This window comes from Porphyromonas sp., from assembly GCF_030529325.1.
GTDB lineage: Bacteria > Bacteroidota > Bacteroidia > Bacteroidales > Porphyromonadaceae > Porphyromonas_A.
This window is the reverse complement of record NZ_JAUMXC010000051.1, coordinates 1-13,451: the sequence shown is the minus strand read 5'-3', so window position 1 is coordinate 13,451 and position 13,451 is coordinate 1. Positions and strand designations below refer to the sequence as shown.

The 13,451-nt window shown below is 46.3% G+C and carries 9 protein-coding genes; all 9 read right to left on the bottom strand.

The window, feature by feature from the left end; translation table 11 throughout:
• Positions 1-166: 166 nt before the first annotated feature.
• Positions 167-466: a ribosome-associated translation inhibitor RaiA gene (gene raiA, locus Q4A14_RS07545; RefSeq protein ID WP_303171142.1), complete on the bottom strand. Its 300-nt coding sequence runs from the start codon at positions 464-466 to the stop codon at positions 167-169.
• Positions 463-1,422: a tyrosine-type recombinase/integrase gene (locus tag Q4A14_RS07540; RefSeq protein WP_303171140.1), complete on the bottom strand. Its 960-nt coding sequence runs from the start codon at positions 1,420-1,422 to the stop codon at positions 463-465. The genes raiA and Q4A14_RS07540 overlap by 4 nt, the downstream gene beginning before the upstream one ends.
• 31 nt (positions 1,423-1,453) lie before the next feature.
• Positions 1,454-2,593 carry an ATP-binding protein gene (locus tag Q4A14_RS07535; protein WP_303171139.1) on the bottom strand — a complete coding sequence of 380 codons (1,140 nt, stop codon included), beginning with the start codon at positions 2,591-2,593 and terminating at the stop codon, positions 1,454-1,456.
• A 517-nt stretch (positions 2,594-3,110) separates the two neighbouring features.
• Positions 3,111-3,911, bottom strand: a complete 801-nt coding sequence (locus Q4A14_RS07530; RefSeq protein ID WP_303171137.1) for an HmuY family protein — start codon at positions 3,909-3,911, stop codon at positions 3,111-3,113.
• A 26-nt stretch (positions 3,912-3,937) separates the two neighbouring features.
• Positions 3,938-4,897: a PorV/PorQ family protein gene (locus tag Q4A14_RS07525; RefSeq protein WP_303171136.1), complete on the bottom strand. Its 960-nt coding sequence runs from the start codon at positions 4,895-4,897 to the stop codon at positions 3,938-3,940.
• 2 nt (positions 4,898-4,899) lie between these two features.
• Positions 4,900-7,662: a S8 family serine peptidase gene (locus Q4A14_RS07520; RefSeq protein WP_303171134.1), complete on the bottom strand. Its 2,763-nt coding sequence runs from the start codon at positions 7,660-7,662 to the stop codon at positions 4,900-4,902.
• A 27-nt stretch (positions 7,663-7,689) separates the two neighbouring features.
• Entirely contained in the window at positions 7,690-9,300 is a 1,611-nt protein-coding gene (locus Q4A14_RS07515) for a BACON domain-containing carbohydrate-binding protein (protein WP_303171133.1), read from the bottom strand.
• Between the two features lie 18 nt (positions 9,301-9,318).
• A complete protein-coding gene (locus Q4A14_RS07510; protein ID WP_303171131.1) occupies positions 9,319-11,043 on the bottom strand; it encodes a BACON domain-containing protein in 1,725 nt (574 codons plus the stop codon).
• A 34-nt stretch (positions 11,044-11,077) separates the two neighbouring features.
• Positions 11,078-12,532: a BACON domain-containing protein gene (locus Q4A14_RS07505; protein WP_303171129.1), complete on the bottom strand. Its 1,455-nt coding sequence runs from the start codon at positions 12,530-12,532 to the stop codon at positions 11,078-11,080.
• Between the last annotated feature and the right edge of the window lie 919 nt (positions 12,533-13,451).

The window sequence follows — 13,451 nt, the reverse complement described above, 5'->3', positions numbered from 1 at the left end:
AACGACCCCGAGATTACAAATCACGTGCTCTGGCCAACTGAGCTAAAGAGGCATCATTTACATTGTCTAATAACAACCGATCCGCCAACCTTCACCAATGGATTAAAGAGGCGAATCGGTTGCAAAGTTAAGGATTAATTTTTAATCTGCAAATGTTTCGGATTATTTATTTCCCCTTTAGTTTCTCTTTATATTTGCTCAACTGCTTCTCCAAGGCTTCACATGCGTGATTCACAGCCTCTTCAAAGGTATCTGCGTTTTTTTCGGCAAATAAGGTATCATCCTTGACCATCAAGGTCACTTTCGCAGATTTGTTGTTATTGGTTTCAGGTTTCTCTACACTAAGGAGCACTTCAGCATTGATGATATCAGCATAAAACTTCTCTAACTTGCCTACTTTTTTCTCTGTATACTGAATGAGCTTTTCAGTCGCTTCAAAATTGATGTGTTGTACTCTTAGCTTCATGATTTTGACTCTTTTTTTTGTGCTCTTGGATGAGCGTTATACATTCGCTTGAGTTCCTCAAACGTGGTGTGTGTATAGATCGCGGTAGTCGAAATCGACTCATGTCCCAACAGTTCTCTCACATTCATAAGGTCGGCTCCGTCGTTGAGGAGGGCAGATGCAAAACTGTGTCTCAACACGTGGGGACTTTTTTTTGTATAGTGCTCCAAAGGTGCAAGTGCCCGACGCACCACATCATATATATACTTTTCTCTGACGGGAGTTCCTTTAGTGTTGATTATGAGGAGATCTGTCGTCGGATTCCGGTCATCTCTATAGCGCAAATATAACTTTATTTTCTCAAGAAGCAAAGTGCCAAATGGTATAATTCTCTCTTTTTTCCTCTTCCCCAAAACTTTCAGTTGTCCCCGCTCCATATCTATGTCAGAGAGGGCAAGAGAGAGAAGTTCGGCACGCCTCATCCCGGTCTGAAATAAGAGGTCTGTAATAAATGCATCTTCAAGCATACGCCAACTCTCATCTGCATCTCCATCGACACTTTCCTCAAAATCCCGATAGAGAGTCTCGATGTGAGAGGAAAGGGTATTGGCATCCACAAATGGAGGAAGGGTCTTTCTACTTTTGGGTGGTTGAACTGCCGTAAAAGGGTTGAATGACACTTCCCCCAACTTTAGCAAATAGTCATATAGGGAGCGGATAGCACTCATCCTCCGATGGATCGTACGTGGGGAATCTCCCCCGTCAGCAAACATCAACACACTCTTGCGGGCAGTTCTCTTATCCACCTGCTTGACATAAGTCATCACCTTGTCATTATCCTTATGATCGACGCCCTGTATCTTCAGCCACTTCTCAATGTCTCCCTGATAAGCCTTAAGGGTATGTGCAGATGCTGCCCTCTCATATCTGAGATGAGTGATGAAGTCACTTATGATACCGATGTTGGAGCTTTCCATATCTACGATATATATTATCAGTGATACGACATCAATACTCCTTCACAAGCCACTCTGCAAAGAAATAATCATATACCCGATACTCTTCACCATCCTGAGTCACAAAGTCATACTTCAACAATGGCTTGAGTGCCGCTTGTACCGAGCTGGCAGATGACAAATTGTACTTTTTGATGAAAGGACCCGAGGTTATACCCCTCACCCGCCCCTCGCGTGCAACGGACTGAAGCAGTAGCTTCTGCCTTGAAGCAAGTCTCAAGAGGAGCTCTTTGTAACTGTGCCTCTGCACCTGAATGATATTTTCGCGTGCAATCGGCAACTTATCCATTCCACAGGTGGCACCATCGGCGGTAAGGGCAAAAAGTTCGTTCATCATCATCTGCACAAACCATGTACAACCCTCAAACAACCGATAGACCTCTCGGACAAGCTCAGAGTCAACCCTCTTACCTCTCATCTCAAACATTCGTGCAGCAAAGTCTACATACACATCCACGGGTATGGAATCAAGTCCGATACTTATGGCACTTTGATAAAAAGGCTTGGCAGGAGAGTTGAACATGTTGCTCATAAGATGCCGTTTACTACCGGCAAAGATGAAAATTGTCTGCTTGCACTGCTGTATCTTGGTACGTAAGAGAGCTTCGACACTCTTATCCTCATATTCTCCTACCTGCTGAAATTCATCGATGGCAACCACGCAAGGTCTATCGGCGGACTCCAAATACTCAAATATCTCATCGAGAGTCGCCTGTGGCGTATGTATATCTCCCAGTCCTATATCAAATGTCGGTTGGCCGGAGAGTGGATCCAACTTGAACCCCACACGCAAAGAACTTATAATGTGAAAAAACTTCTCTGCCCATGCGGTCTTTTTGGGCCTCAGCTCTTCATAAATGGTTTTTCCCAGCAGATAGACCAACTCAGCCAACGATGTCGTAGCATATAGGTCAATGAAGAACGTATGATAAGACTCGAGGACTCTATCCTGAGCAAAACAATGCCGTATCAAACCTGTCTTTCCCATACGTCTGGGAGAGATCATCGCCACGTTGCGACCGTTCTCAATCTGCTTTAGCAAAAATGCAGTCTCAGTCTCACGGTCACAAAAATAGGTATCCGAAACATATCGGCCGACCACAAAGGGATTCATTATTCCATCTTTCTTCATAAGCCACAAAAGACTTTATTGCAAACATAATAATTACATTTACAATAAACAAATAGTAAAAAGAGCGAACCATACTCCGGCAAGAAAATCATCGGCCCTACCGTGTCCATACGCGAGGGTTCTTTATAACACCAACCATCTGATATTGAGCCCTATAGTGCTTAGACTATAAAATCAACGAGAGAGGTCAATACCCGATGGATATGCAAATATTTTCAGCCGCGCCAACTCCCTCAATAAGAGATCAGAACAAAAGGACAAAAAGGTTGTCTAACTTGATGTATCAAGTTAGACATATCGATTCATCAAGTTAGACAACTTGATTTTGAACCTTAGACAACCTTTTTTCTTGAGACAAAAAAACAGTGTCGTAAGCACAACTCACGACACTGTTTCTCAAAAAGAAAGATTCCAAAAAGATCTGAAATTATCGTATTTGGGAGCACTTGCCCCCAGAAGCACATCCATGTCCGAGCATACAAGGCTTATTTTTACCCACAGGAGCTATGCTCTGTGTTTATTTTATCGGGTAGACGTAATCCATTCGTAGGAGACGACCGGGATCCCCCATCGGGGTATTGGGCTTGCGGCTGTACTTCGTGATCTTGACTTTGGCATACTGTCCGTCAGGAGTACGTATCAGATAGACTTTTCGAGAGAGCTCCATCACGGGAGGCATCTGGCTCAGGTCCATGACGATGGCTCCTCTGCGGATGATATTATATTTGATGAACCCATTTGCCCCCCTGACAGGATTACCATCCTTGTCCAAGACAGGCACGGTCTTGGTCGTCAGCACCGGACTGACGGGGCGATAAGCCTGGCGCACACCGGCTTCGTCGGTATGTGAGACTGCTATGACATAAGGGATATCGGTCTCAAACTTATCGGCAGCAGGGATGTCGACCTTTTCGGACAAGACCGTCGCAGGAGTTTCATAAGCTCCACCTTTAGCACCGATAGCAGAACTTTCACCACTATTGGTACGGATATCTGCACGGTGAAAAGCCATATCCCAGTTGAGGAGATCCTTACTTTGTTCGTCCGAAATATATACGAGTCCGTTCTTGAATGAGAAGTACACGAACGTATCGTAGGCACTGACATCAAAAGTAATGGTCTTCACCTCAAGACCTGTAGATGGATCGACCTTGGACTCATCGCTGTTTGAGTCTTCACCAGGAGAAGGACTCGGGGTTATAGTCCCCGGCTCCGGTGAAAGATTCGGGTCATCGGGACGTGTCTTACCACATGATGTAGACAGGGAAAGGATAAAGGCAGTGATACTCAAGAGCCTGAAAAAATTATATAATCTCATAGATTGTTTCGTTTATAGTTAGAATATCAGATAGACAGCGTAAACCCTGCACGTAGCAGGTTGAACTCCGGGTACATACCCATGGTGTATGCCAAATCGATGCCAAAAGCACCAAACTTGCGACCGAGCCCCAATGTCATATGACTGTTGCCGGGCTCATACTGTCCCCCGACGCGTAAAGAAACGATGTCGGGCATAGCATACTCTATGCCTCCTCCAACAGTATGGAGTCGTGCCACAGAGGGTAAAAATCGATACCCATAGGCTGCACCGAAAGTGAGGAGATGGTCTCCCAACACCCCCATGGTCATAGCCGAAGATACCCCAAAGAGGGATGGCAACTGACTGCGGCTGCCTTTATCCCTTGGATAAGTGATATCCGTACCTATATTGGATAGAGAGATACTCACACCATAGACTCCGGACTTCACACCCGTGAGGACAGCATTGTAGTTGGCACCCAGGCTCATCGCAAATGCATGACCTGTACGAGAGCTATATGTATTGAGATAAGTCAAAGAGGAGTACACTGAGAAGTGAGAGCATACCTTGAAGGTGTATCCCAGATCCAACGTCGCATCGGCAGGATAGACTTCACCCATTTTTGCACCCATGTTATTGAGGTAAATAGTCTTGGGGCCCCTCCAATACCTCGCTCCTCCAAAAAGAGCATGTCTTCCGCCAAGACGATAACCTATGGATGTGGCATGGTAGGTCTGGATCTGTCCTTGGGTTGTCCCCTTATGAGTAGCTCCGAAAGAATACCCGACATGGAGATCACGATCTTTCTGCATAAAGATCAGTGAAGGGTTGGAGTGTAGAAGCGGTGCCCCCGAGTGAGGGAAGATGACGTCGCCCATCCCGGCAGATCGGACATCGGTGCCGAAGTTCAAGATTGGGTTATTGTCCTGAGCGTGTGCTGCTACGGATGCAACTCCACTGAATAGCGCAAATATCGTGAATAGTCTATTGAATGTCTTTATCATAATCAGCGTTTAATAAATGACTGTGTGAAACGTTCGTCCTTGCTCTCCACCAAAAGGACATAGTTGCCTGAAGAAAGGTTCGAGACATCAAGCTTGATAAGAGGTTCTTTATCGAGGGTGAAAGTCTGCTCTGCGACGATAGGGCGACCAGAAGGTGTAAGTATCGTGACATAGACACGCCCGACCCCATCTGTGATGCGGACATTGAGCTCATCCTTGACAAGTGTCGGATATACCATCTGTACCACCCCCTCAGGTACCACCTGTATGGTCATCCCAACTTTGACAGCCAAGCCCATGGGATCGGTAGCGGTGATACTAAGACCGGCAACGCCGGTACTGCGTGGAGTCACAGACAACTTTCCATTGGAGATTCCGGCCGAGACGATGTCCGGATTGAGTACATCTATGGTATATGTGAGTTCGTCCTTATCATCATCTCCAAAATATTGAGTCAGGTCAAACACTTTGACTTTTCCTTTGGATACGACAGCCTTGTCGAGAGGTCTGAGGACGCGAGGAGCATGATTTTGATAAAATTCAAAAGGGACATAGATGTATGATGTCAGACCAAGAGCATCGGTGACTCCCAGAGAGAGCTTGTACTTACCCGAAGGTCTGGAGACCCTGAACGTGAGTTCGATCTCACCCTTACCTGAAACCCTATGCTTGACATCGTAGCCTTCACCCTCGATAGCATAAGTCCAGTCTTGCCCCTCCGGTTCTGACACAAGGATCTTGCAAGTAGCCTGCTCATTTCCTGTGATACGGATAGTAGACTCATCCTTAAGGGTAAGGACAGGAGCTGAATTATTCAAAGTAGTCACAGCTGCAAAAGCAATCGAGCTGCTCTGTGCACCCCATCTATCCAACGCCTCTACGGCATAGTAGTATTTAGTACTGGGGCGTAGGCCTTTGTGGGTGTATCGGACCTTCTGCCCGACCTCTCGTGAGCCGATGACATCAATCTTGAGAGCTTTCTTGTAATTGGTCTCATCAATCTCAACAGAACTGTAGTACAGATTGTAGCTGTACGCTGTACCGTCGTTTTCGTCTCGAGACACATCCCAACTCAACTCTATACCTGTAAAAGTCGCTTCGGAAGCTATTTCCCCGACTCCCTCAGGAGCTTTGTTTCCCTCAGGGGAGGCAAGGGCACGGGCAGCATCTATATAGCCGGCACCGAGCCTCTTTTTGTAGTCCGGATTGCGCTCATCTATATCATAGGGGAGGACGGCAGTTTTCAATCTGCGCTTGAGTTCTTCATTGGTGAAGCCGGGACCTCCGTACTTGGACACAATAAGCGCAGCTATACCTGAGACATGTGGGCAAGCCATAGACGTACCCTGCATGTATCCGTACCTATTATCAGGCAGTGTGCTCAAGATCTCTCCTTTTGAGTAGAAGAGGCTACCTCCCGGTGCCATGATGGATACCCAGTTGCCTCTATTGCTGTAGTAAGCAGCAGTAAAGTCCGGAGCCATTGAGGATACAGAGACCACTTCGGCATACGCTCCGGGATAAGAGATGATATCCTTGCCGTCGTTGCCTGCGGCAAATATCACTACTCCCCCCCTCATGGGCGAGTCAGGACGCTGGTTGCCCTGCTCATCACATCCGGCATAGCGGATGAAGTAGTCGATCGCCTCTCTATCTGACTGCTGAAGGGACTGTGGCAAGCCATTATCGACATACCCCCATGAGTTCTGACTGATCACCGCTCCATTGTTGGCGGCATAGACGATAGCACGAGCACCGCCGCTGGAGAGAGTACGTCCCTCTTCATTTTGGTGAAACATCTGACACGACATCAACTTCACTCCAGATCCCTGAGAGCCATCACCTCCTGCTACTCCTGCCACTCCAACACCGTTGTTGTTGCGAGCTGCAACGGTACCTGCGACATGAGTGCCATGCTCGTGGAAAGAAATATCACCTGAGTCAAGCACAAAGTTGTACCCGTAGACATCATCTACAAAACCGTTCTGATCATCATCGATGCCCTCTTCACCGTTCAACTCCTGCTCATTGACATACATATTATCATGCAAATCTTCATGCAGATAATCTATACCACCATCGGTAATGCCCACGATGACATTGGGCTTACCTGTCTCTATCTTCCAAGCCTCAAAAAGGTTTATATCGGCACCGGCTTTGGATCGGAGGAGAGTGCCATTGTTGTGATAATGCCACTGCTTTGGTAATTCGGGGTCATTGAACCTGCTGACAGAGGAAATATTCCGAACCTTTACAGAGGGTTCCTCGATGATATACCGAGTCGTGGGCGTCTTCAACACTCTCACTTCTTCGGCAACCTGAACACCCGAAAGACTTCTCACCACGTTCATGGCTCTCTGCAATGCGATCTGAGGGGTGTCAGAATTTTTATCATCGATACTTATATCATACCACAAGTGAAGTCCGGCTTTACGCTGGCGAGACTCATACTTACCTGCGTGAGGGAAGACCCTTGTGACCTTAAGAGCCTTAATGCCCAGCAAGAAGTCGTTGATCTCTCCTTCTGTCGAACGCAACCCTGATGTCGTAGCGCGCAGACTACCCTCTATACGGTTTGCCAACTCAGGAGTAAACTTCACTCGTACAACATCTGTAAAAAATCCACTCGTCCGACCGGCATTGAAGACCTCGGGACTGTTATGAGTGGGTATCTGCTCTTCGAAGATCTCTATATCCCGACTACAACCGGTGGAGACCAGTAGAGCCAAAGCACACAAACAGTATATACTTTTATTGAAATTCATGTTTATATCTTGTTTTTATTACCTCCTTTATTTATAAAACGCACGCGACAATGCCTCAGAAACAAAGGCCTCCATCTTATCCTGACGCTTTGCTTCGAACATCTGCTCTACTACGGTTTGAGGTCTGTCGCCGTTTGAGATCGGTAGGAACTCCATCTTAGCATACTCTAAAAAGACATTAGGATCTTCGGTATCTTCTTCAAGGAATCTGTATACCCCCATGTACAAGCCCCGATTAATGTGCTCATACATAAATATCCGGGATTCGATGTACGAACGGAAGACAAACCCCACCGATCGAGAAAGTTGAGCAAACTCCTGAGTAAGCATGACAGCTCCTTTGACCTTATAGTACACACGAGATGTATCGCTAAAGACATGTATGACATTCTTGAGGGGCCTTACCTCATCCTCCTCAAGACTCACCTTGTATACACGTATCATCCCACCATGTTCCTTGGACGAATAAGCCAAGGCGACTTCCTCCCCATCATTGGTTTCCATGACGAACGTCCCTCCATTGGCTTTTTCCCACGCTTCGATATCTTGTCGGGTGTAGTTACGCCATCGAGGCTCATCGAGGATTCCCCATGGAAACTTCCCGAATGTAGGAGCCGGAGCAGGTTGTTTGGGTTCGAATGTATACATGATAAAAGACCCCTCATTTGTCATACCAAGCATAGCAGTACACTCCAGTTTTTCGCTGTAATAAGTAGTATTGCGACGCAGAGTAAATCCATTTTTCAGCAGAAATTCTATCGTATTGTCGATCTCCCGGTCTCTTCTGAAAAACATAGGATCACTTGCCCACACAATAGCTGAACGATACAGGCGTTCGTCAGGCTCGATGATGTACTGAATCTGTCCGAAGGCCTTACTCTTGGTCTCATAAGTCCAGACATTGGAGTTCCCCCCAAACAAAGGGTTTGTACCACCCGATGGTTTTCCGATGAGCATACTGCGACGCTTGTCTTCAAAAGCCTTGACCTCATTTTCAGTCTCATTGAACCCCGGATAAGGCAGGATATAATATAAGGCTCCACTTTGTGTCAGTTTGACTTCATAGTTGCCTTGACCTGTCTTCGTTCGGATATAAAAGACTGCGACACGCTCCTTGACATCTTTGTTCTCTGAAAGGTTCACACGGAGTTCCCTCTTACGAGGGTTGGTGGAGTATGTCAGCCAATCAGATGTCGAACAAATCACGTCCCATTCAGTCCCCTCACTTTCGACAGATATAGTGATCTGATCCTCCCACTGATCCACGGTGATTTCGTTCTTATCAGGGCTGACCCGACCATCACCACTTTCCTGCTCTATCGAAAAACTCTGAGAAGACTCCCCCGCCATAATCACAATAGGCACAGTACGCTTTAAAGAGGTTTTATTCGGAGTCACTTTTAGAGTCAGGCGATTATCCTCCTTGGATATCTTGATCCAGTCTGCACCTCCGAGATAAGACCATTCAAGTTTATCGGTCTTCACATCGACATTTATCTCTTTGCCTGTACTCGGTACAAGCACAGTCCCCGCCACTGATAACGAAAGAGCATCCAGCTCATTGACCTCAAGGGATGTCTTACAGGAGATCAAGATCGTAATCAGAAGGCATACTGATAGCAATATATTTTTTTTCATTAGTTGAAACATTCTTAGTTAGTACTTAGCATCAGGATCTCTGGGTACAAGCTGCATGACGACTACCCGAGGTTTGTTATCACCATCGACAAGATTCTTACCATACCTGAACATCAACTCAAGTTTTCGCTCGGGGTTGAAATACACAAAGGCTGTCCCTCTGTCAAATGTAGAATCAAAGAAGAAACCCTCCTCAGCGAGCAGTCGACGAAACTCTTTTGTCACATAAAGTCCACCTCCGGACTCATACATGAACATACGCGGATCTGAGAAAGTACGCCTCCATACGCCCATCTGAGTACCAGAGACACGACGACTCCAAGAGCCATAGAAAGGATCCGATGGGTCGACATAGTCGTTGACATACTCCTCGTATGTGCGGTGAAGCTCATAGGTCTTGTACAGTCCATCCTTTTCAAATACCAGATAATTGTAAAACTCACGCCAGTGCGCGGGATTGGATCTCTTGGCACCGAAGAAAAGGGGTTCCTTTATCTTTCGACTGCTCTCATCTCTTTTCTTCTCTTGAGTGGCATAGTCATCTCCGGCATTCTTCGGGTCATTCAGATCATAAGGTGGTACAAAATTCCATCCCTGTTCCTTTTCATAGGCTAAGATGCGATCTGCGCTCTCCCCTTCCTGAAGCACGACATAATCTTTTTCGCCATCCGGCCTATCCACTACTTTAAACTGATAAAAGCGAGTGAGACCTATGGGGAGCTTATCAAAAGATGTGTACGGAGTCTGCTTTGGATAGTACGAAAACGTTATATTGGGATTTCGAGATGTCGTAACGATACACACTTCACACTCTGTTTCAGGATGATAATATAGAACATCAAGCTGTTTTGTATAGCCATTCTGCCTCAAAAACTCGATCACCTCTGCGCCTGACTCTCCCTTGAGATGATCAGCATTCCGATTCTTTGCGTAGATCGTCGCACCGACATACTTGCCATTTTTCACATCGTACATGATGTAGTCGAATATGGGACTTACCGTTTCATATGCCCAGTGATTGAAGTTTCCGATCATGTCAGGTTGATTGACAAGCCTGCTGTAACGCTCTGTTTCAAACAAGCGAATCACTTCCGCATTGACACCGGCTTCGGGATAGGGCAGGAAGTGGTACAGTATCTCTTTCTGTCGGACCTCAACGGAGTGCACCACTTTTCCGGACATATCCTTGATCTCCACGCTTCCGACACGTGCGGTCCTATCCGTGTTCTCATCGGCATGCACCACGATCTCACCTTGGTAGACATTAGGGGTCACCTGAAGCCAAGGAGACGAGGTACTGACGCTCCAATCCGCAGAAGTGGCATTGACAAAGAACCTCTTATTCCCTCCAAACTGTCCAAACTCAACCTCTTTCTGAGCTATAAACTCCAAAGGACTGCCTTCCTGCACCACTTCGAGCTCCTTGACGATGCCCGCCAGAGAAACCTGCACCTTGGCACTGCGAGGGCGAGTATCAGCGTTGGCAGAGACTTTGACTCCGAGCTTGTCGCCTTTTTTGGTCACTCGGATCCAGTCTTTTTCAGGGAAAGCCGTCCAAGCTCCTGAAGAGGCTGTCACCGAGATCGTAGTCTCAGACACTGTATGAGGTAAATGTATCGGTTGGGTCTCACTCAAAGAAAGCCTTGACAGCTCTTCAGCCTGCTGCTTGGTACAGGCGAACAAAGTAAAACCACCGACAAGCAGGATGGCCAACCGCCATACTGTTTTGGTTATATTATTCATATCTATAAGTTTTTATCGATATTACTGTGAAGACTTATTCTGTTTGGCCCAAAAGGTTGATCTGACACCTTGTGAGTTCCATACCACCCATACGCATGAGGATGACAGCCAGACGAAGCCCCTTATCTTCATTGTGATAGAAGTAAACCCCTCTGCGCATGTCATAGGAATGATACTTGAATCCGGCCGCACGGATGATGGCGTCAAACTCTCTCGTAACAAAGGTCAGACCTCCATACCTATACATGCCTCTATACTCGGGATCCAGTGTAAAAAATACAGTGTCCAACTTCTTGTTTGAGTCCGCATCAAACAGGTACTGACGTGAATAATACGGACGAGGAGCAAAATAAAAGGGCTGTCCCAAAACTTCAGAAATGGCATCGGAGAGCTCCCCTCCATTGTCCTTCTCCCATCTCTCCACATCCTCCCTCATACTGCCACGGGAGATAGGGTACCCCAGGGGCAGACTTTCGGGCATACTGTAAGCCTTGTCCTGCTCGACAATGGGGGTAAAGATCAAGTAAGCCTCCTTAGAGTCCTTAGGCGTGCTCACCTGCAGATTGATCTTCTTTTCTTTGTTTTCGTAGTACGAGACAGACTCGGTAGACGTGATACCCTCCTTGGAGACATAGTGTTCGTCTGCCAAAAATCTTTTGAAGTCAGCCCCCTCAAGGACTCTCTTGTCTGAAGCTATCAGGGTAGACTTGTACAAAAAGGAAGTCCCGAGATTGAGGTACTCATACCTCACTTGTTGGAAAGCAGAGCTCACAGTCGAAAATCCAAAGTCCGGGATCTCTCTGATACCGGTCAAAGGATTGGCTTGTCTCGGACGAGATGTCATACGGCTGAATCTATCCTCCTCAAAAGCCTCGGCATCGCGGAGGTTGGAGCCCCAGACCATATAAGGTAGGAAGAAGTAGGGATACCCCTCCTGACGCACCTCAAAAGTCTTCATGGTGTTACCGTTTCGCAACGTGAGCTTGCAAGAGCGAGTTGTACTACTCTTATTTTCATCAAGATAGATGACGACTTCGCCGTAGCGTGGACGGGCAAAAAGTCTCACCCAGTCTGCCTCGGCAGGCTTATCTATCGTCCAATCGTCCGTATTGCTCCGCACAGAGACACGATACTCCCCGGCAGATCGCTTGGCATCCAGAGAGAGAGGATCAAGCTCTATCGTGGGGACAGCCTCCGAAGACTGGAGTACAGAGATATCCACACTCTTGGCTCCGGCCACTACCACAATGCGAGCGATACGCTCTACTACGGAAGTATTGGGTTTTACATCGACCAGGAGATTATTTCCTGCGGATCTCAACGTAAGCCAGTCGGCATTGCTTATCGACTGCCAGTTGGGTTGGTTGGTGAGGATGGGGATGATTACCTCTTTACCCTCACTCGGGATGAGCAAATCTCCCTCATGAGAGACAGATAGTGTCGGCTCATCCATTACATCTTGGACACAAGAGCCCAGAGACGTTGCCATAATGCATAAGAATGCATAAATGATCAGGTCAAGTTTTTTCATAGATGGTTATTAAGTAAAGATTTCTGGGAACAAAGTTAGTGCAATGTCCACATTGCAATCAATACCTAAAAGATGTGTTTTTCGGCATAAATCAAGAACACTGTTCACAAATAAAAAAATCTATCAAAAAAATACTTCTTTAACGCAGATGATGGATTTTAAGCGCCTGAAACAAAAACATTTATTATTTAAAAGGGCATTGAAAATCATTCTGATATATCTCTTAAATAACAAAACAGGGCATCCCCATAAGTAAGTATACCCACATCCAAAACCAGCAGCATACACCTTCTACCTAATCCCCAAAAGTAAGTATTAGAGAGGGAGCTCTCAGGATCAAAAGCATTCCCATTTTTGCCGTAATTGCGACCACACAGTACCGTGAGATCAACTTTTCTCAGAGCATCAATCCCTCCCGTCAGGAGACTCTCGGCATAATACCACACAGAAGGCAGACGCCCCTCCAAATCAGGGTTATCACTTTAACAAATCAGATTGGATAGCTTTTTCAATACTCCTGAAGAGGTCCGGACTAAAAGAATAGAGAAAATAAGAAGCGGAATCCACAGACAAAAAGAAGAACGAGCCTTCTTCACGTGATTCGCGGTACAAAGTCTCCGACTGATATACAGAGGAGTTTCGGATAACAACCTTATCATGATTCTTGGTAGTGTCCCAAAAAGAGCATGTTCTTGCTTCGAAAAGGTATCCAAATAATACTCGAATCAGTTCATTAATACCCGACTCTGATGATAGCATTTCCGAAATAAATGCCGACTTTTGTGATGGTGTAAGGCTCCATTGTTCTTTGTTTTCTTTTACCGATACTGTCCTAAAAAAGTGTGTAAGCCCCATTAGTCCTTAACTTTGAGGTAAG

Bases quoted from the DNA above. Each gene is read 5' to 3' on its own strand.
- raiA (WP_303171142.1), bottom strand. From the start codon at position 466: ATGAAGCTAAGAGTACAACACATCAATTTTGAAGCGACTGAAAAGCTC.
- Q4A14_RS07540 (WP_303171140.1), bottom strand. From the start codon at position 1,422: ATGGAAAGCTCCAACATCGGTATCATAAGTGACTTCATCACTCATCTC.
- Q4A14_RS07535 (WP_303171139.1), bottom strand. From the start codon at position 2,593: ATGAAGAAAGATGGAATAATGAATCCCTTTGTGGTCGGCCGATATGTT.
- Q4A14_RS07530 (WP_303171137.1), bottom strand. From the start codon at position 3,911: ATGAGATTATATAATTTTTTCAGGCTCTTGAGTATCACTGCCTTTATC.
- Q4A14_RS07525 (WP_303171136.1), bottom strand. From the start codon at position 4,897: ATGATAAAGACATTCAATAGACTATTCACGATATTTGCGCTATTCAGT.
- Q4A14_RS07520 (WP_303171134.1), bottom strand. From the start codon at position 7,662: ATGAATTTCAATAAAAGTATATACTGTTTGTGTGCTTTGGCTCTACTG.
- Q4A14_RS07515 (WP_303171133.1), bottom strand. From the start codon at position 9,300: ATGAAAAAAAATATATTGCTATCAGTATGCCTTCTGATTACGATCTTG.
- Q4A14_RS07510 (WP_303171131.1), bottom strand. From the start codon at position 11,043: ATGAATAATATAACCAAAACAGTATGGCGGTTGGCCATCCTGCTTGTC.
- Q4A14_RS07505 (WP_303171129.1), bottom strand. From the start codon at position 12,532: ATGGCAACGTCTCTGGGCTCTTGTGTCCAAGATGTAATGGATGAGCCG.